Origin of the sequence: Salinactinospora qingdaonensis, from assembly GCF_039539445.1 — a bacterium.
GTDB lineage: Bacteria > Actinomycetota > Actinomycetes > Streptosporangiales > Streptosporangiaceae > Salinactinospora > Salinactinospora qingdaonensis.
Genome location: NZ_BAABDD010000004.1, coordinates 41,670 through 61,418, shown reverse-complemented (window position 1 = coordinate 61,418; position 19,749 = coordinate 41,670). Strand labels below are relative to the sequence as shown.

Below are 19,749 nucleotides of genomic sequence, written 5' to 3'. Positions count from 1 at the left end.
CCTTCCACCCGACCGAACCGGCCCGCGGCCCCGCTACGCCAACCCCGACGAAAGGCAACCCCATGAGCGATCGTGTGGTGATCGACGCCGACGCCCTCGGCAAGGTCTTCGACGCCTCCGGCCAGAAATCCGTCACCGCCCTGCACGACATCAACCTCACCGTTCGGGCGGGCGAGTTCGTCTCGCTGCTCGGGCCCAGCGGGTGCGGCAAGAGCACGCTGTTGCGCGTCATGGCCGACCTCACCTCGCCCACCAGCGGGCGCATCGAGGTCAACGGCAAGAACCCCGAGCAGGCGCGCACCAGCCGCGACTACGGGATGGTGTTCCAGCAGCCGGGCCTGTTCGACTGGCGTTCAGTGCTGGGCAACGTCGAGCTGCCGTTGCAGTTGGCCGGGGTCGCCAAGAGCGAGCGCCGCAGCCGCGCCCGGGAGATGCTGGAGCTGGTGCGGCTCTCGGACTTCGCCCGCCATTTCCCATGGCAGCTCTCCGGCGGGATGCAGCAGCGGGTGGCCATCGCCCGTGCGCTGACCGGCTCCCCCAAGCTGCTGTTCATGGACGAGCCGCTGGGCGCGCTCGACGAGATGAACCGCGAGTACCTCCAGGGCGAGCTGCTGCGGATCTGGGACAGCACCAAGACCACGATCGTCTTCGTCACCCACAGCGTCGCCGAAGCGGTGTTTTTGTCCAACCGGGTGGTCATCATGTCGCCGCGTCCGGGACAGGTGGCCACGACCGTCGACGTCGACCTGCCGGCGCCGCGCACCGCCGAGGTGCGCACCGCCCCGGAGTTCTACGACACGGTCACCGAAGTGCGTACGGCGCTACACGCGGTCCTGGCCGGCGAGGAGGCGGTGGCATGACGGCGACGACCGACACCGGCCCCCGCCGTGCCCCGGCGGTGGCGCCTTGGTTGGTGCGCCACGTGGTGCCGGCGGTCGCGGCACCCGTGGTGATCCTGGCGCTATGGCAGGCGCTGGTGCGCGGCTTCAACGTGGAGTCGTTCGTGCTGCCGGCGCCCACCGAGATCGGGGCCGCGCTGGCCGCCAACCTCACCACGATCCTGGCCGCCTCGGTGGTCACGGTGCAGGCCGTGCTGCTGGGGCTGCTGACCGGGGTGGCGGGCGGCGTGACGGTAGCGCTGCTGCTGGCGCGGTTCCGCTCGATCTCGGCGCCGGTGCTGACCGTGGCCGTCATCGTCAACTGCGCCCCCATCGTGGCGCTCGCACCGATCTTCAACAACTGGCTGGGCACGGCCAGCATCGCGTCCAAGGCCGGGGTCGCGGCGATCATGGTGTTCTTCCCCGTGCTGGTCAACACCGCGCGCGGCCTGCTCGACATCTCTCCTCTCCACTTGGAGGTGATGGCGTCGATGGCGGCCACCCCGCGTCAGGTGGCGCTGCGGGCGCGGCTGCCCCACGCCCTGCCCTACCTGTTCAACGGGGTGAAGCTGGGCGCCACGCTCAGCGTGATCGGCGTCATCGTCAGCGAGTACTTCGGCGGGCTGGCCAACGCCTTGGGTGTCTACATCGCCCAGATGGCGGCGCTGCCCCGCTACGCCGAGGCGTGGGCGGGCATCCTCGTCGCCGCCGCGCTGGGCCTGGCGCTGTTCGGGGCGATCAACCTGCTGGAGCGGCTGCTGATGCCCTGGCACGCCACCGTGCGCTCGACCGCCGACTGACCCTTCCACCGTTGACCCACCGCTCACCACCGTCCCCACCGCAGAGAGGAATCTCCCCATGACCCCACCTGTGTTCTCCCCGACTCCACCGCCCTGGTCGCGTCGCCTGCTGGCCACCGCCGCCGGTGCCGCGCTGCTGGCCGCGGCGGGCTGTGCCGGCCAGAGCGCCGACCTGGCCACCCCCGGCGGGGGCGGCGGCGACGATGCGAGCGCGGCCGAGCACTGCGAAAGCGTCGACGAGGTCACCGTCGTGTTGCAGTGGGTGGCCCAGTCGCAGTTCGCCGGCTACTACGCCGCCAAGGACGAGGGCTTCTACAGCGAGGAGTGCCTCGACGTCACCATCAAGGAGGGCGGGGTCAACGTGGTCCCGCAGCAGTTGCTGTCTTCGGGTAACGCCGAGTTCGCCGTCAGCCACGTCACCAAGTCGATGGCCAGCCGCGCCGAGGGCGCCGACATCGTCAACATCGCCCAGATCTTCCAACGTGGCGCCTACTTGCAGGTGAGCTGGGCCGACTCCGGGATCGAGACATTGTCCGATCTGGAGGGCAAGCGGGTGGGCAGTTGGGGGTTCGGCAACGACCTCACGCTGCGCGCCGCGATGCACGGCGCGGGGCTGGACCTCGACGAGGACACCACCGTCGTGCAGCAGCCCTTCGACATGTCGCTGCTGCTCAACCGCGAAATCGACGCCGCCCAGGCCAAGACCTACAACGAGTACGCCCAACTGCTGGAGGCCACCAACCCCGAGACGGGTGAGCTGTACCAGCCTTCCGACTTCAACGTCATCGACCTCCAGGAGTTGGGGTACTTCACGCTGGAGGACAGCGTTTATGCCCGCGGCGCGTGGCTGGCCGAGGGCGACAACGAAGACATCGCCCAGCGTTTCCTCAAGGCCACCTTCCAGGGGTGGGGGTTCTGCCGCGACTCCTTCGAGGAGTGTGTCGACATCGTGCTCGACAACGGCACCACGCTGGGCCGCGGCCACATGACCTGGCAGCTCAACGAGGTCAATAAACTCATCTGGCCCTCGCCCGAAGGCGTCGAGGGCATCGGCGACATGGACCCCGACGCCTGGGAGCAGACCATCGAGACCGCGGTCGAGGGCGAGGTGCTGCCCGAGGCGCCCGGCGAGGACGCCTACCGCACCGACCTCAGCGAGGCCGCCCGCCAGGCCGCGGCCGAAGAGGGGCTCGACGTCGTCGGCGCCGATTTCGACGCCAGGGAGGTGGAGGTGACCCCCGGCGGCGAATAAGACGTTCGCCCTCCTAATGAGGGCGATGGTTTGTGGTTAGGGTCGTGGCGTCGTGGCGGGGAGCCTCCCCCGGCGCGGCGTCCCCCTACCCCCACGATGGAAAGAAGCGTCCGCATGAGCGAGGCAGGGCTAGTCCAGCGCACGATCTGGATTCTTCGGGCGGTGGCCGCCAACCCCGAAGGGATGGGGCTGAGCGAGGTCGCCCGGGCCGCCGAGATCCCCAAGGCGACCTGCTACCGGGTGTTGAGCGTGCTGGAGCGGGAGCGGTGGCTGGACCTCGATCCGGTGACCAAGCGCTACCGGGTCTCCTTTGGGCTGCTGTCGATCGTGGGTGGGCTGCTCGACCAGGGCGGCGCCCACACCCAGATGCAGGCCATCCTGCGCGACCTGGCCGAGCGGACCCAAGAGACCTCCGGGCTCGACGTACTGATGCCCCCGCACGTCATGGTGGTTTCCCAGGTCACCGGCCCGAAGGTTATCGGCCAGACCTACCGGCCGGTGCCGCGCACCCTGTCGGTGTGGCGCACCTCCACCGGTAAGGCGCTGCTCAGTTCGCTCACCCCCGAGCAGGTGCGTGCGGACTTCGGCGACGACTTCGCCGAGAACCGGCCGGCGCACCTGCCCGATCTGGGGGTGTTCCTGGAGGAGTTGGCCGAGGTGCGCGAGCGGGGCTACGCCGTGGCCTACGACGAGATGGAGGAGGGCGCCGCCGCCGTCGCCGCGACGGTGCGCACCCGCCACACCGAGCCCTACGCGGTGTGGATCGGCGGACCCACCTTCCGTATCACGCGGGAACGCATCCCCGAGATCGCGGCCCACGTGCGCGAGGCCGCGGGGCAACTGGAGCGGGTCTTGGAGGTGACCGGGGCGGTGATCCACCGGTGAGACCTTCGGGAGGCGCCACGCGAGGAAAAGGTGACGACCTATGGCACGAGACGTTGTAACCGAACGCTCACCGAACCCGCCGGGCGCGGTGACGGTGGCCGCGTTGCAGACCGAGCCGGTGCTCGGCGACAACGCCGGCAACCTGGAGCGTGCGTTGGCCATGATGGAGGAGGCGGTCGCGTCGGGGGCGCGGCTGCTGGTGCTGCCCGAGGCCGCGGTGTCGGGCTACGTCTTCACCGGTCCCGAGCATGCCCGCGCTCACGCCGAGCAGGTGCCCGGCGGGCCGGCGTGCCGGGCGTGGGCCGAGTTGTGCGCCCGGCACGGCGTGTGGGTGGTGGCGGGGGTGATCGAGCGCGCCGGCGACGCACTGTACAACAGCGCCGTACTTCTCGGCCCGGATGGGCTGGTGGGCCGCTACCGCAAGGTCCATCTGTGGAATGACGAGAAGCGGATTTATCGACCTGGCGACCTGGGGTTTCCGGTTTATGAGACCGAGCTGGGCCGGGTGGCGATGCTGATCTGCTACGACCTGTGGTTTCCCGAGAGCTTCCGGGCGTGCGCGCTGGGCGGGGCCGATGTGGTGTGCGCCCCGTCGAACTGGGTGCCGGTGCCCGAGCAGCCCGCGGGCCAGGTGGTGATGGCCAACCTGATGTGCATGACCGGCGCGCACAGCAACAAGCTGGCGGTGGCCGCCGCGGGGCGCTCGGGGGTGGAGCGCGGCCAGCCCTTCATCGGCTCCAGCGTGATCGTGGGACGCGACGGTTGGCCGCTGGCCGGACCGGCCTCCACGGAGGGGACCGGCGTCACGCTGGCCGAGCTCGACCTGATCGCCACCCGTCCCGACCCGAGCGCGGCCTCGTTCAACGACCCGCTGGGGGATCGGCGTCCGGAGGTGTACGCGGCGCCGCGGTGACCCGCGGCTCACCTGGCATGTCTTGACACCCGCCCCCCGTGCCCGCATCATCTGAACCATCGGTTCATTCAATGAACCACACAGTCGGCGTCCCGCCGATTCCCGATCGGAGAGGAAGCACCCCGTGAACGTCACCGTCCGCAAGATCGTCGAGATCGTGCACGAGACCGGCCGAGAGAACGGGCGCCCCCTACAGCGGCCCCACCGCGTCGCCATGGTCGGTGCCGTCATCGACACCCCCTACCCCGCCGAGTACACCGAAGACCTGGTCACCACTGCCGACGCCATCGGCGCCGAGATCGGCGAGCTGGTGGGGCCGCGATGCGTGCGCGCCCTCGGCGAGGACGTCGAGGCGTTCGGCAAGGCCGCACTGGTGGGTACCGGCGGCGAGGTCGAGCACGGCTCGGCGCTCATCCACAACCTGCGCTTCGGCAACGTGTTCCGCGACGCCGCCGCCGGCACCGAACTGCTGCCCGCCGCCGAGAAGATCGGCCCCACCGGCGCCGCCATCGACATCCCCCTCAAGCACAAGCTCGACGCCAAGACCCGCTCCCACCACCAGACGGTGACCTTCCAGGTCGCCGACGCGCCGCTGCCCCGCGAGATCGTCGTCGTCTGCGCCGCCAGCAACACCGGCCGTCCGCTGGCCCGGCTCGCCAGCTTCGGCGCCGAAGTCGCCCCGGCAAGCTGACTCCGCCGCCCGCGCCACCCACCCCACCGCAACGCCGGAAGGACGCCCCCACCCCATGCACGCCACCGACAGCGCCGGCTGGTCCAAGGAACGCATCCAGCAGGCCGACCGCGACTACGTCATCCACTCCTGGTCTACCCAGGGCGCGGTCAACGCCCTGCCGATCGCCGGCGGCTCGGGCTCGTGGTTCTGGGACTACGACGGCAACCGCTACCTCGACTTCCAATCCCAGTTGGTCAACCTCAACCTGGGCCACCAGCACCCCGCGCTGGTCGCCGAGATCCAGCGCGCCGCCGCCCGCCAGTGCTACATCGGCCCCGGATTCGCCGACGAGGCGCGCGCCCACCTCGCCGAAACCCTCGCCCGGCTCGCCCCCGGCGAGTTGACCATGTCGTTCTTCACCACCGGCGGCGCCGCCGCCAACGAGAACGCCATCCGGCTGGCCCGCCACGCCACCGGCCGCCACAAGATCATCGCCCGGTACCGCTCCTACCACGGCGCCACCGCCGGCGCGCTCTCGCTCACCGGCGACCCGCGCCGGTGGGGCGGCGAGAGCGCCGCCATGCCCGGCGTGGTGCGCATGCTCGACCCCTACACCTACCGCTGCCCCGCCGGCCACCCCGACCCGTGCCCGGTGTGCACCGGCCGCCCCCACCTCGAAGAACTCCTGCGCTACGAGAATCCCGAGACCGTCGCCGCCGTCATCGTCGAGACCGTCACCGGCACCAACGGCATCATCTACCCGCCCGACGGCTACCTGCACGCCCTGCGCGAGGTCTGCGACGAGCACGGCATCCTCCTCATCTTCGACGAGGTCATGGCCGGCTTCGGCCGCACCGGCGAATGGTTCGCCTGCCAGCACTGGGACGTGGTGCCCGACATCCTCACCACCGCCAAGGGCCTCAACTCCGGCTACGTGCCGCTGGGCGCCATGATCGTCTCCCGCGACCTGGGCACCTGGCTGCGCGACCACCGCTTCCCCGGCGGCCTCACCTACGCCGGCCACCCGCTGGCGTGCGCCTCCGGCGTGGCCGCGCTGCGCATCATGGCCGAGGAAGGCGTCATCGACAACGCCCGCGAGCAGGGCCGGCTCATGGACAAGCGGCTGCGCGAGCTGGCCGAGCGCCACCCCAGCATCGGCGACATCCGGGGGCGCGGCCTGTTCTACGGCCTGGAGCTGGTGCGCGACCGCACCACCCGCGACCCCCTCGTGGGATTCCACGCCTCCGGCGCCGACGCCGCCCCCATGTCCGAGGTGACCACGGCGGCGATGCGCCGCGGCCTCTACCTCAGCGCCAACAACAACGTGCTGCGCCTGACACCCCCGCTCGTGGTCACCGCCGAGGAGATCGAGACCGCCATGGCCATCCTCGACGAGGTCCTGACCCTGGCCGACGCCCACACCGCGCCCATCGGCGAAACGGAGCACCCGCGCCCATGACCACCACCCTCATCACCGGCGGCACCGTCGTCACCGCCGAGGGCCACACGCTCGCCGACGTGCGCATCGACGGCGAGCGCGTCACGGCCGTCACCGCGCCGGGGGCCGCGGGGCCGGCCGCTCGGGCCGTCGACGCCACCGGGCACTACCTGCTGCCCGGCGGCGTCGACACCCACACCCACCTCGAATACCCCATCGACGGGTTCACCACCCGCACCTCCGACGACTTCCACACCGGCACGGTCGCCGCCGCCTTCGGCGGCACCACCACCATCGTCGACTTCACCAAGAAAGAGCCCGACCACTCGCTCTACGACTCCTTCCAACGCCGCATCGAGGCCGGCAGCCGCCGCTGCGTGGTCGACTTCGGGCTGCACGCCATCGCCCCACCCCTCGAGCAGCAGGCCGACGCCCTGGCCGACCTGCGCCGGCTCGCCCGCGAGGGGGTCAGCAGTTGGAAGTTCTTCATGGCCTACCCCGGCACCCAGATGGTCGACGACGCCACCCTCATCCACGGCATGCGCCTGGCCGCCGACGAGGGCGTGCTGCCCATGGTCCACGCCGAGAACGGCCACCTCGTCGCCGACGCCGCCCGCCGCCTCGTCGACGCCGGCCACACCAGCGAACGCCACCACCACGCCGCCCACAGCCACATCTCCGAAGGCGAGGCGGTGCACCGCGCCGTGGCCATCGCCGAGAGCGTGGGCAGCCCCCTGTTCACGGTGCACGTCTCCAGCCGGTGGGCCGCCGAGGAGATCGCCGCCGCCCGCGCCCGCGGCCTGGACGTGTGGGGCGAGACGTGCCCGCAGTACCTGCTGGCCGCCTACGAGGACTACGACCACGACGGCCCCGAGGCCGCCGCCTACCTGTGCTCGCCGCCGATCCGCGAACGCGCCAACCAGGAACACCTGTGGCGGGCGCTGGCCACCGGTGCGCTGTCGACCATCGGCACCGACCACGCCCCCTTCTACCTCGGCCAGCCCGACGACCTGCCGCCGCAGAAGTCCCGCTCGACCGGTTACTTCCCCAAAGTGCCCAACGGGGTGCCCGGTGTGGAAGAGCGCCTCATGGTGATCCACCAGGCCGGCGTCGTCGAGGGCCGCATCGACCTGCGCCGCTTCGTCGACCTCACCGCCACCCGCCCCGCCAAGCTCTTCGGCCTCTACCCCCGCAAGGGCACCATCCAGGCCGGCGCCGACGCCGACATCGTCGTCTGGGACCCGGCCGCCGAGCACACGATCACCGCCGCCGGAGCGCACAGCCGCACCGACTACACCCTCTACGAGGGCATGCGGGTCACCGGCCGGCCCCGGAAGGTGTTCTCGCGCGGCGAGCTGATCGTCGACGGCGACGAACTGCACGCCACCCCCGGCCGGGGCCGCTACCTCACCCGCGCCGCCCCCGACCTCGCCTGAACCCCCGTCCCACCCGTTCCACGCCCGCCGCGCCGCGGCCACCGGAGAGGAAGACCGCCATGAAACTACCCCTGGGCATCCACGTCGGTGAACGGCTCAGCCTGGAGCAGACCATCTGGCAGGCCGAGTTGGCCGACCGCAGCGGCCTGGAATCGGTATGGGTCGCCGAGGGGCGGCTGGCCCGCGACGGCATCGTCCCCGCAGCGATCGTGGCCCACCGCACCGACAACGTGAAGATCGGCACCGGCGTGGTCAACAACAAAAGCCGCAACGCCGCGCTGATGGCGGTCACCTTCAAGACTCTCGACGAGGTCGCGCCCGGGCGGGCCATCCTGGGCATCGGCGCCTGGTGGGAGCCGCTGGCCTCCAAAGTCGGCGAGCCGCTGCGCAAACCGCTGAAATCCATGCGCGAGTACATCGGCGTGTTGCAGGCGTTCTTCCGCAACGAGATCGTCGACGTCGAGGGCGAGTTCGTCACCATGCGCGGGGTGCGCTTCGACAGCATGTACCGCGAGAACCGGCCCGTGGACATCCCCATCTACGTGGGCGCGGTCGGCCCGCGGATGCTGGAGCTGGCCGGCGAGCTCACCGACGGTGTCCACATGGATTTCCTGTTGCCGCCCTCCTACCTCGACGACGCGCGCAAGGCCATCGCCGCGGGTATCGCCAAACGCGCCGACGGCCGCGCCAGCATCGACACGACCCAGATCGTGGCGTGCAGCGTCAACGACGACGACCGCCAAGAGGCCATCGACGCCTGCAAGGCGTTCCTCACGCTCTACCTCATGCAGCAGCCCCACATCGCCGAGCACTGCGGGGTCGAGCCCGAGCTGGTGGCCCGCATCCAAGAGGTCGCCGGCTGGCCCGCCACCCCCGAGGACATCAAACGCGCCATGACGCTGGTGCCCAACAGCCTGGTGCAAAACGTCACCGCCTGCGGCACCACCGCCGAGGCGTTCGAGCGGCTCCAGACCTACCACGAGGCGGGCGTGCGCTGCCCCATCATCTCCACCCTGGGCGACAAGGAGCAGACCCTGACCCGGCTGGTGGCCGCCGCCCGCGACTGACAGCCCACCATCCTCACTGTGCTCCCCGACGCGAAAGGCACCCCGATGAAAGCAGCGGCCGTCCAACTGCGGGTCGACGCCGACCGCGCCACCATGATCCAGCGGGCCGCCCGGCTCATCGACGCCGCCGCCGAACAGGGCGCGCACCTGGTGCTGCTGCCCGAGCTGTTCAGCCTGCCGTTCGTGCAGCCCGAACCCGACCTCGACTACTTCGCCCACGCCGAGGACCCCCACGACGGCCCCTCCAACCGGATGGCCGCCGACCGCTCCCGCGCCCACGGCATCACCGTCATCTCCTCGGTGTTCGAGGCCACCGCAACGCCCGGGGTCTACCACAACACCGCCTGCACCTATGTGGCCGGCGAGCTGCGCTCGCTGTACCGCAAGTCGCACCTGCCCTTCTCCAACGGCTTTCCCGAGAAGTTCTACTTCCGGCCCGGCGAGCACCCGCCCGAGACCGTCGACACCGGCCAGACCCGAGTGGGCACCATCATCTGCTACGAGCGCCACTTCCCCGAGCTGGGCCGGCATGTGGCGCTGGACGGCGGCTCGGTGCTGGCGGTGCCGGTGGCCTCGGCCAGCGCCCCCATGCGTGAGGTGTTCCAACTGGAGTTGCGCGCCCACGCCATCTTCAACACCATGTTCGTGCTGTGCGCCAACCGCATCGGCACCGAGGGCGCCAAGGACTACTTCGGCACCAGCGCCGTCTACGACCCCGACGGTCAGATCCTCGCCCAAGCCGGCGACTCCGGCGCCGACGAGCTGGTCCTCGCCGAGCTGGACCTCGACCGCGTCACCCAACGCCGCCACACCCGCCCCTTCCTGCGCGACCGCCGCCCCGACCTCTACGCCCGGTGAGCTGCTCTCGCGCTATGGCGGTGCCGGCGGGTGTTTTTGTTGGTTGGCCGCCCTGACGTGAGGCGGTGGCGAGACCGTGATTCCGGGTGAGGGGCCGGCGCACGCGCCACTCGTACCTCCATCGCTTCGCGATCTCGACAGCCTCGGGGTTTGGTGGCGGCGTGCGCCCGCGGCGGCTTCGGGCCAGTGAGCGGGCGCAGCGAGGGAGGGCATCGCCACGTCCGTGACCGTGCCAAGCCAAGGATCGCCAGCCGCCGCCCCTCGCCGCGACGCATCCATCGACGATGAGGTCAGGAGACGGCTGTCCCGCGCCGCGCGGCGGGCGCGGGACGCCATTCGCGCACGCTCTCCTCGGTGAGCTGGTGCCGCTCGTACTGTCGGGCCAGCCACTCTCGAACCGCTGCGGCCGGTTGCGCGTCCCACTCCTCGTCGTGCTCGCCGTGCCACTGCTCCAGCCAGGGCAGCAGTTCCCGCGCCCCGGCGAGCAGCGGCGCGACCCGCTCCAATGGCCGGCCGTCGGTGCCGGCCCGGTCGGTGGTGAGGTTCATCAGGGCTTCGGCCCGCTGCCTGTGGTTCCAGCCGGCCCAGCCCAGCACCGGTTCGGCGGCGGGTCCGGCATCGGGGTAGGAGATGAACCGCTCCCTCGGCACGTCGAGTGTGCCGCGGTTGCGCCAGTAGGAGGGGTCGCGGAAGTCGTCGGGTCCGTAGCGGGGCGGGGCGGGCAGCCGCGTGCGCCGGCCGGTGCGGTCCTGCTCGCGCTGCTGCTCCCAAACCTCTTCCCACCGGGCGCGGGTGTCCATACCGGTCTCGGTGTAACGCAGCGCGGCAGGGGAGGGCACGTGCTGGTCGGCCGTGATCTCGTGCAGCACGTCGGCGAGCCCGGAGTGGGGCCTGCCCAGGTGGTCGGCGGCGTACAGTTCGGCGACCGCGATGACGTCGGCGGCGTCGGCGGCGCGGGTGAGGGCGTCGGCGAGTTCGGCGACGGTCATGGCACGGGGCGCGGCGTCGCGCCCGTCGCGGCTGTGGAACCACAGCGACGGCTCCTCGCACCGGTCCAGCAGCCAGCCGCGCACCGCCCGGTGTTGTTTCGCCTCCCACTCCTCGGTCGACCAGCGCCGCTTGTACTCCGGCCGCTCGATCCGGCCGATGGCGCGGTGCCGCTCGATCGTCTCGACGCGCGCCCGCACGATTTCCCGGTACCAGTCGGGCCAGCGCTCGGGGATCTCGGTGACGGGGGTGGAGCCGTGCCGTTCGAACCAGCTCGTCTCCTTCTCCCCGGCGGCCACCTGCCGGGCGAGCACGATCTCGAACGCCCGCTCGCCCAGGTCGACCTCGGGCACCTCGTCGACGTCCGGCGAGACGAGCGCGGCGGTCTCGTCCTCGTCGAACAGCCCGTAAAGGCCGTAGACCTGCCAGTCCAGCTCCTCCTGGAGCGCGATCATCCACTGTCGGGCCGACGTGTGCGACGCGTGGGCGGCGTCCAGCCGCTCGCGGGTGGGCGCCGCGCTCGCGGCGACGGCGGCGGGCTCGTGGGCGGCGAGTTCTTGGGCGAAGAGGTCGAGGTAGGTGCCCGGTTCCAGCGGGAGAGCGGGGGGAAGGGGGAAGTCGTCGAGCGTGTCCGCGGTGAACTCGTAGGGCCGTTCCCAGTTCTCACGCGCGAAGTCGCGGCCTCCGAGCTGTTTCCCACGGTCGCGGGAGGTCTGCTTCAGCCAGAAACACGCCGCCGACGAGTTGAGCAGACCCACCAGGCTCAGGTGCTCGTCCTCGCTCGTTCCCGCTTTCAGTTGGATCACGGGGGTGGAGTGCCCGAAGATCCGTTCGCCGCGGTCCAGGAAGAAGTGGTTGTGCGTGGCAGTGAAGGAGAACGGGATCAGGAAAGGGCAGTCGTGCTTGTCAAGAGAGAGCTTCGCGTACTCGAACCACGCCCGATCCGGTGCTTCCCGGGCAGGCGAGAGTTCGTGGCGCGATTCGAGCGGCGTGCGGTTGGGCCACAGGAACCGTTCGGCGGCGGGGGTGACGGCGGCGGTTCGGCCGTGGTCGGTGTAGGGGAAGACGGCGTAGGTGTCGTCGGGCAGCACCCAGTCGCCGATGAACACGGTGTCGACGATGGGGCGGACGTGTTCCGGGAAGAGCCCTTTCCTGCCGGCTTCGGCTCGGCCGACCACGTAGGCCCCGCTCTCGCGCAGGGTCGCGTAGCCGCCGATGTCCTCGGTGAGGTCAGAGAGGAGACGCGCCGCTGCTTTCGCCATGTCCCGTTCCGGCGCCGTCCCACCGCCCTCGGGCAGCGACAATGGGTGGCCGGCGAAGAACCCGCGATCGAAGTCGTGGACGCTGACCCACTCCGACTCCGTCTCCGGATTGTCGATCTGCTCGGCGATGGCGCGCAGCACCGCCCCTTCGGCGGCGCTGGCGGTACTGTCCGGATTACCGGGTTCGCGTTGGATGCCGAGCGCCACGCGGACCGGGGCGTCCCAGCCGTAGACCGTGTTCCGGCCGGCCAGGATCACGGTCGGCTTGTCGTCGCCGGTGGTGTAGGCGCCCGAGGTGTCGAGCACGTGGGTGAGCTTGACCCGCCGGCTGAGGAAGTCCTCGACGAGCTTCTTCCCGTACTCCCGCTTCATGAAGTGGTTCGCGGCCAGTTGCCCCGAGAAGCCGCCGTCGTCGCGTGTGGCCAGCTCGAAGAGGCGCTGGGAGAACAGGGGAACGGGGGAGTGGTCGTCCGGACAGACGTCGTACGCAGAACGGTGTTTCTCCCGGTCCCGCTCGTCGACGATCCCGCCGGCGGGCGGGCTCGCCACCGTCACGTGGTAGCTGTTCACGCCGAGCAGGTCCACGGTTTCGGAGTAGGCCCACACGTCTTCGGTGGTGTGGAAGAACCTCTTCTTGTTGGTGGCCACCGGCGGGGTGTTCGTGTTCCCCAGCACGCCGCGGCCGTGTAGCAGCGCATCACCGACCGCCACGTTGAGCGCGAACTCGGGGGCTTCGTCGAGGCGCCGCAGCCCCGCCTCGTCGAGAACGGCGACCAGCAGGCGGAACCGGGCGATGGCGACGGCGAACGGGTTCGTGTCGCAGCCGTGCACCGAGTTCAGCGCCGTGCGGATCAGCGCCCAGTCGTCCACGGAGCAGCCAGCGGCGGTGTCGCTTTCCGCCGCCTGCCGGTGTTTGCGCAGGATACGCCGGAACAGCCCCAGCAGGAATCCCCCGCTGCCGCAGGCCGGGTCGATGGTGCGCAGGCCCACGTGGCGCCAGATCACCGCTGCGTCGGCGTCGCGCACCTCCAGTTCCGGTTCGAGCCCGAATTCCTCGATCGCCGGTTCCAGCGTCAGGTCGAGCACGAGTTCCTCGGCGGCTTCGTGCGTGTGCGACAGCGCGTAGGCTCTGCGGGCCGGATCGCTGAGATCCTGGTAGATGTGTGCCAGGAAGCCGGTGTCGAGGTCTGCGTCCACAAAGCTGTGGACGGGTTCTCCGCTGGAGTCGCGGCGGCGCCAGAACCCCAGTAGTTCACTGGCGGCCTTGTCGCTGGGCGGGAGCTGCCACAGCGGGTTGTGTTCGCGGTTCAACAGTGTGGCCATGGCGGGGTGGCAGGCCGCCAGGTGGTCGAAGGCGGCGATCAGCCAGTCGCGGTCGCCGCGGTCGGGCGATTCGCCCAGGAACGCAGCGTGCCGGGACTCAGCCACCGCGAGCCGCTCTGCGGGACCGGCCAGCCACGGCTGCTCGATCAGCCCGTTGTCCTCGCAGAAGCGCACGAACAGCGTGGCCAGCACCCAGCCCGCCGCCACCTGGGTGATCCGATGGCGGCGCCACGCCTCGTAGGGACCGTCGATGCGCGCTGCTTTAACCAGCTTGCGGTACTCCGTCTCGAAGACCGCCTGGTATTCCGACACCCGGTCGTTGCGCGCCCGGATGTCCTTCTCCAGCAGTTCGACCTGCTCGCGTAGCTCCTGCAACAACCCGTCCCGCTCCGCTTTACCGCCGGCCACGACGCCTCCCTGTTCATATCGCCTACTTCGGGGCTCGAGCGCGTTCACCCTGCCAGCGGGGTACGACGATCAGCGCGCAGTCGAAGGACAGCAGGAGAAGCCGCGGGACCACATGGCTACTTTCAGCCTCCCGTGACCTGGCCATCTTTGCCCCACCCGACTCCTTGACACGGGGGCTCCGCCCGGCGCCCACCCCACACTCACCGCAGGCCCTCGCTGCCCCGCCACCCGCGCCAGTCCCAACGCACAGCACCGACCTCCAGGCCGTCTCCTCAGGAGAGCGACCGTCGGCTTGTTTTCCGCTCGGCCCACGAGCAGGGGGAGGCCAGGGTGCGCTGCGTCGTTCTCTTCGGCCGGTCTGCCGTCGCGCCATGGGGCCAGGCCGCGGTGTCCGGCGCATCGCGTCAGTAAGTCGAGCCCCTCCAGGGCTTCCGTAATCGTTTAGCTACCTAAAGGAACGAAACCCCGCGATTCCATCCTTCTTGACAGGCCCCTCCGGTTGTTCTACAAGTGGAGAAGTATTAGTTATCCACTTGTAGAAGACGTTGCGTGGAAGGGGTCACATTGGCGAGGGACGGCAGTCCGGACCACAAGACGGCCACGGCGCTCATGGACGCCACCGAGCGGCTCCTGATCACTCACGGCTACGCGGGAGTGTCGACCCGGCGGGTGGCCGAGGAAGCCGGTCAGCCCCACGGTCTGATCCGGTACCACTTCGGCTCGCTGGAAGCGCTGACCCTGCGCACCCTGGACCGGGCGGCGGACCGCATCCTCGACCGCCAGCAAAAGCTGTACGGCGGTGACGAGGCATTCATCGACAAATGGCGAACCGCCATGAACCTGATCGACGTCGACCTGGCCGCCGGGTTCCCGAAACTCGTCGCCGAACTGTTCGCCAAGGCGTGGAACGACGACGTCTACCGCGAGGGCCTCAGCCGCACGATGGAGAGGTTCACCGACATGCTGAGCACCGCGGTCTCCGGAGCGGCCCAGGAGTACGGAGCCGACCTCGCCGAGGACGACGTCCTCGCCCTGGCCACGCTCATCCGCACCTTCCAGATCGGCATCCTCATCGAACGCCTGGCAGGTATCGACACCGGCCATACGGAACTCCTGGCGGCCATCGACCGCCGGCTCGCACTCAAACACGGAGGCGACGATGCGCGCCCGGCAACCTGACACCACCGGTTTCGTCGATCGAGACGGCGTCCGGATCGGCTACGAGGTCCACGGCGACGGAGACGTGACCGTCCTGCTCCTTCCCGCGTGGGCGATCGTCCATAGCCGACTGTGGAAGGCCCAAATCCCGTACCTGGCGAAACGGTACCGGGTGATCACCTACGACCCCCGGGGCAACGGAGCCTCCGATCGGCCCGTCGATCCCGCGGCCTACGACGTTCACACGCAGGCCGAGGACGCGCTCGCGGTCCTGGACGCGGCGGGCGCGCAGCGAGCCGTCCTCGTGGGGAACTCCTTCGGCTCGATCCTGGCCTACCTCCTCGCGGCACTCCACCCCGAGCGGGTGGCGGGCGCCGTCCTCATCGGCACGACGCTGAACGTCACGGGACGCGACGACTACCCACTGGCTCAAGCGCTGCTGACCTTCGACGAGGACAAGGGAAGCGACGAAGGCTGGAACCGGTACAATCGGCACTCCTTCCAGCGGGACTTCGCGGGCTTCGTCCGGTTCTTCGCCGGCGAGGCCATGAACGACCCGCACTCCACCAAGCATTGGGAAGACGCGGTCTCCTGGGGCCTGGAGACGACCCCCGAGGCGTTGGCCGCCACGTTGAGCGACCGGGCCGGGGTCCCTCCCGCAAAGTCCGCCGAACGGCTGCGCGCGCTGGCTCCACGGATCACCTGCCCGGTCCTCGTCGTGCACGGCACCCAGGACCGGATCGGCCCGGTCTTTTTGGGACGCTCCGTGGCCTCGCTGCTGCGGGCACCCATCGTGGAGCTGGAAGGCGCCGGGCACTGTCCTCAGGCCCGCTACCCGGTCCAGGTGAACCGGCTCCTGCGCCGGTTCGTCGACGAGACCGTCCAGGCCGGCACGGCGGCCGACAGTGAGCCGCGCCGCACTGGGCCGTCTCGCGGCCCCCGCCGGGAGGCTTCCCGACCTCGGGTGCTCTACCTCTCCTCGCCGATCGGTCTCGGCCACGCTCGCCGCGACCTCGCCATCGCCACGGAACTGCGCTCGCTCGTCCCGGACGCGCGCATCGACTGGCTCGCCCAAGACCCGGTCACCCGCGTGCTCGCCACCGCCGGGGAACGGGTGCACCCGGCCAGCCGTGCGCTGGCCAGCGAGTCCGCTCACCTACAGGCCGAGTCCTGCGAACACGACCTGCACGTCTTCGAGGCGGTGCGGCGCATGGACGAGATCCTCGTCGCCAACTTCATGACCTTCCTCGACGTGATCCAGCAGGAACACTACGACCTCGTCGTCGGCGACGAGTCCTGGGACGTCGACCACTTCCTCCACGAGGACCCGGCCGTCAAGCGGGCGCGCTTCGCCTGGCTCACCGACTTCGTCGGCTACGTCCCCATGCCCGCCGGCGGCGAGCGAGAGCGGCTCCTGACAGCCGACTACAACGCCGAGATGCTGGGCCACATCGAGCAACACCCCGACATCCGCGACGTCTCGATCTTCGTCGGCGACCCCGACGACGTCGTGGACCTGCCCTTCGGCCCCGGGCTACCCGGTATCCGAGAGTGGACACAGGCCCATTACAGCTTCGCCGGCTACATCACCGGCTTCGACCCGGCCTCGCTGGGCGACCGCTCCCATCTACGGCGAGAGCTCGGCTACCACCCCGACGAGACGGTGGTCATCGCCGCCGTGGGTGGCTCCGGTGTCGGCGGCTCGCTGCTGCGCCGCGTCATCGAGGCCCATCCACTGGCGGCCGAGAACGTGCCGGGGCTGCGCACCATCGTCGTGACCGGCCCCCGCCTGGACCCGGCCTCACTTCCCGACGCGCCCGGCGTCGAGAAGCGCGCCTACGTTCCCGACCTCCACCGCCACCTGGCCGCCTGCGACCTCGCCCTCGTGCAGGGCGGCCTGACGACGACGATGGAACTCACCGCGACGGGACGGCCCTTCCTGTACTTCCCGCTGCGCAACCACTTCGAACAACAGATCCACGTCCCCCACCGGCTGCGCCGCTACGGCGCCGGACGGGCCATGGACTACGCCACGGCCACGCCCGAGGCCATCGCCCACGCCATGACCGAGGAACTGGGCCGCACGCTCACCTACCAGCCGGTCGACGGCGGCGGTGCTCGCCGCGCGGCCACCCTGCTCGCCGAATGTCTCTGACACCTGGCCCTCGGCGGCGCTCCACCGTCGCCGGAAACCCGGAAGGAACACCGTGAACTCTTCGCAGCACACCAACTCCGGCGGCGACCCGCAACCTCTGACGGTGGGACCGCTCCGAGACGACCTGTCCTTCGACCACGGCGCGGTGAGCGGCTTCAACGCCTGGTTCTTCACCGCGTTCGCCGGATACATCAACCACATCGCGCGCCGCCACAAACAGGCCGCGTTCACCGGAACCTCCGCCGGCTCCGTGGTCGAGATCGGCGCCGGGACCGGCGCCAACATCTGCTACCTCGAACCCGGCACCCATCTGTACGCGATCGAGCCCAGCCTGCGCATGCACGACCGCCTTCGGCAGCGCTGTGCCTCGGCCGGGATCGAGTTGACGATCCTGCCGACCGGAGCGGAGGCCATCCCGCTTCCCGACGCCTCGGTCGACGAGGTGATCTGTTCGCTCGTGCTGTGCACTGTGACGGACCCGGAGCTGGTGCTGTCGGAGATCCGCAGGATCTTGCGGCCCGGTGGGCGGTTCCGTTTCATCGAGCACGTCGCCGCCCCGCATTCCAGTCTCAGGGCTCGGGTGCAAAGATCCATCCGGCGCCCGTGGGGGTGGCTGTTCGAGGGGTGCGACACGCACCGCCACACCCCCGAAACCATTCGCGGGGCCGGATTCGCGTCCGTGAGCATCGAGGAGCGCAAGTTCCGGAACTCACTCTTTTGGCCGGTGAACACGGCGGTGTGGGGGGTCGCCGTTCGATAGTCCCGCCGTTTCAGGGGCGCCCTCGAAGGTCCCCATCGCGCCGACCGGCACTCGAGGGTCCAAAAGTCCGTCGACGACAACGAGGAGAGGACGAGCTGGCACGCGAGCCGAGTCACGCTGTCGGTGCGCCGTCCGGGGCTCGGCTCGAATACCGCCCTTGAACTGGAACCTTGTCAGTGCCGGTAACCGGTCTGCCGCTTCGCCTACCCCGAGTGGGCACTGCGGCGCTCGCCGCAAACCACACGTTCGGCCACGCCAAACCGCCTTTGGAGGCAGCACCGAAGTCGCCGGTAAGCTACCCGCCTGTCACCTCACGCCACCGGCCGTGGCAACATGAGCCCTTCACGAGAAACGACGGCGCGAACCCGCTTTCCCCTTCTCGCACCAGCGAGGGAGCGGGCTATCCGGACAAGGACGGAACCCCCTACATATGCCAACGGTCGTGAAGCGCATCGCCCGAGCCATCCTCCTCGACGACGACGCACACCTCGTCCTCTTCAAACGCGACAAGCCCGGACGTGACATCTACTGGGCCACCATCGGCGGCGGCGTCGACGCCGAGGACACCAGCGTCGAGGCGGCCCTGCACCGCGAGGTCTTCGAGGAGCTGGGCGGCAAGATCGCCGACGCCCAACAGGTGTTCATCGTCACCGACCAGCGTCAGAGCGGGATCGCCATCCAGCACTTCTTCGTAGCCCGGCTGCTCTCCCTAGATCTGGACAACCGCACCGGCACCGAGTTCGACAAACCCGAGAACGGCACCTACGAACTGGTGCGCGTTCCCCTCACTCCCGAAGGAATCGCCCAGATCGACCTCAAGCCCCCGCAGGCCGCCGAGTTCATCTCCGCCAACACCGAGGGTCTGCTGTCCCTGGCCACCAACCCGCCCGACTGACTCCGCCCCGGCTGTCCGCTCACGCGCGGCGGGCGCCCTCGGGCCAGATGACCTCCACCGGCACGCCCCGCTCGCGCGCCGCCTCGACGGCGTCGGCGGTACCGCCCTTGCCGCCCGAGGGCCGGCCGTCCCACACGGCGAAGAGCCGGTCGATCCGCGCCAGAACCGTCTCGTTGGCGTCGGCGTAGGCGGCCTCGCCGGCAGTGCGGTGCGGCATGTAGCGCACCAGCTCCGCGCGCATGAGCAGCCTGTCGAACTGGTCGAGATTGTCGGGCTTGACCTTGGTCTCCCGGTAGTCCACCGAGGGCAGCACCACTTCCAGGGCGCCGCCGGTGTCGAGAACAGCCTCGGCGAAGAGCTGGTCGGCGCCGCGGGCCAGGCACGACACCCCCACAAGCCCCTCACCGGCGTAGGGGGACAGTGCAGCGGCCAACTCCCGGCGCACCAGCGCCACACTCTCCGCCGCCAGGTTGGAATGCCCCGTGATCCCGATGCGCGTCACGCAGTCTCTCCTCGCTCGCCGCTGGCCGACTGGTTCACGGTCCGAACGGTCAGCCTACGTGGCGCCGTGACCGACAGTGGGCCTATCGCCGCCTACTGA

Annotated in this window: 16 protein-coding genes; 14 read left to right on the top strand and 2 right to left on the bottom strand. The window is 70.1% G+C overall.

Going from position 1 to position 19,749, the window contains the following annotated elements; translation table 11 throughout:
- The first annotated feature begins 62 nt into the window (after positions 1-62).
- From ABD848_RS05705 to ABD848_RS05660, 10 genes are all read left to right on the top strand, one after another.
- Positions 63-860, top strand: coding sequence for an ABC transporter ATP-binding protein (locus ABD848_RS05705; protein WP_344968093.1), 798 nt, complete (start codon positions 63-65; stop codon positions 858-860).
- Positions 857-1,678, top strand: coding sequence for an ABC transporter permease (locus tag ABD848_RS05700; protein ID WP_344968091.1), 822 nt, complete (start codon positions 857-859; stop codon positions 1,676-1,678). Before ABD848_RS05705 ends, ABD848_RS05700 begins: the two co-directional genes overlap by 4 nt.
- A gap of 58 nt (positions 1,679-1,736) precedes the next feature.
- Complete coding sequence (locus tag ABD848_RS05695) at positions 1,737-2,930, top strand: ABC transporter substrate-binding protein (protein ID WP_344968089.1); 1,194 nt, start codon at positions 1,737-1,739, stop codon at positions 2,928-2,930.
- Positions 2,931-3,044: 114 nt separating this feature from the next.
- Positions 3,045-3,815: an IclR family transcriptional regulator gene (locus tag ABD848_RS05690; protein WP_344968086.1), complete on the top strand. Its 771-nt coding sequence runs from the start codon at positions 3,045-3,047 to the stop codon at positions 3,813-3,815.
- A gap of 40 nt (positions 3,816-3,855) precedes the next feature.
- On the top strand, positions 3,856-4,728 hold the full coding sequence (locus tag ABD848_RS05685; protein ID WP_344968084.1) for a nitrilase family protein: 873 nt from the start codon (positions 3,856-3,858) through the stop codon (positions 4,726-4,728).
- 124 nt (positions 4,729-4,852) lie between these two features.
- On the top strand, positions 4,853-5,419 hold the full coding sequence (locus ABD848_RS05680; RefSeq protein WP_344968082.1) for an amino acid synthesis family protein: 567 nt from the start codon (positions 4,853-4,855) through the stop codon (positions 5,417-5,419).
- A gap of 55 nt (positions 5,420-5,474) precedes the next feature.
- Positions 5,475-6,860: an aminotransferase class III-fold pyridoxal phosphate-dependent enzyme gene (locus ABD848_RS05675; RefSeq protein ID WP_344968080.1), complete on the top strand. Its 1,386-nt coding sequence runs from the start codon at positions 5,475-5,477 to the stop codon at positions 6,858-6,860.
- Positions 6,857-8,275: a dihydropyrimidinase gene (gene hydA / locus ABD848_RS05670; RefSeq protein WP_344968078.1), complete on the top strand. Its 1,419-nt coding sequence runs from the start codon at positions 6,857-6,859 to the stop codon at positions 8,273-8,275. Before ABD848_RS05675 ends, hydA begins: the two co-directional genes overlap by 4 nt.
- 59 nt (positions 8,276-8,334) lie before the next feature.
- Complete coding sequence (locus ABD848_RS05665) at positions 8,335-9,342, top strand: LLM class flavin-dependent oxidoreductase (RefSeq protein ID WP_344968076.1); 1,008 nt, start codon at positions 8,335-8,337, stop codon at positions 9,340-9,342.
- Positions 9,343-9,387: 45 nt separating this feature from the next.
- A complete protein-coding gene (locus ABD848_RS05660; RefSeq protein WP_344968074.1) occupies positions 9,388-10,200 on the top strand; it encodes a carbon-nitrogen hydrolase family protein in 813 nt (270 codons plus the stop codon).
- A 290-nt stretch (positions 10,201-10,490) separates the two neighbouring features.
- On the opposite strand, the gene pglX is transcribed toward ABD848_RS05660, so the two are convergent.
- The gene (pglX, locus tag ABD848_RS05655; RefSeq protein ID WP_344968071.1) at positions 10,491-14,180 is read right to left on the bottom strand and encodes a BREX-2 system adenine-specific DNA-methyltransferase PglX; all 3,690 of its coding nucleotides are present in this window, start codon (positions 14,178-14,180) and stop codon (positions 10,491-10,493) included.
- A 549-nt stretch (positions 14,181-14,729) separates the two neighbouring features.
- On the opposite strand from pglX, the gene ABD848_RS05650 reads away from it, so the two are divergent.
- From ABD848_RS05650 to ABD848_RS05635, 4 genes are all read left to right on the top strand, one after another.
- Positions 14,730-15,359 (top strand): TetR/AcrR family transcriptional regulator, encoded by a 630-nt coding sequence (locus ABD848_RS05650; RefSeq protein WP_344968069.1) that lies wholly within the window; start codon positions 14,730-14,732, stop codon positions 15,357-15,359.
- Positions 15,340-17,493 carry an alpha/beta hydrolase gene (locus tag ABD848_RS05645; protein WP_344968067.1) on the top strand — a complete coding sequence of 718 codons (2,154 nt, stop codon included), beginning with the start codon at positions 15,340-15,342 and terminating at the stop codon, positions 17,491-17,493. The genes ABD848_RS05650 and ABD848_RS05645 overlap by 20 nt, the downstream gene beginning before the upstream one ends.
- 52 nt (positions 17,494-17,545) lie before the next feature.
- Complete coding sequence (locus tag ABD848_RS05640) at positions 17,546-18,253, top strand: class I SAM-dependent methyltransferase (protein ID WP_344968065.1); 708 nt, start codon at positions 17,546-17,548, stop codon at positions 18,251-18,253.
- A 430-nt stretch (positions 18,254-18,683) separates the two neighbouring features.
- On the top strand, positions 18,684-19,148 hold the full coding sequence (locus tag ABD848_RS05635; RefSeq protein ID WP_344968062.1) for an NUDIX hydrolase: 465 nt from the start codon (positions 18,684-18,686) through the stop codon (positions 19,146-19,148).
- A gap of 19 nt (positions 19,149-19,167) precedes the next feature.
- Here ABD848_RS05635 and ABD848_RS05630 read toward each other — a convergent pair whose 3' ends face one another.
- A complete protein-coding gene (locus ABD848_RS05630; RefSeq protein ID WP_344968060.1) occupies positions 19,168-19,650 on the bottom strand; it encodes a hypothetical protein in 483 nt (160 codons plus the stop codon).
- Positions 19,651-19,749 lie beyond the last annotated feature (99 nt).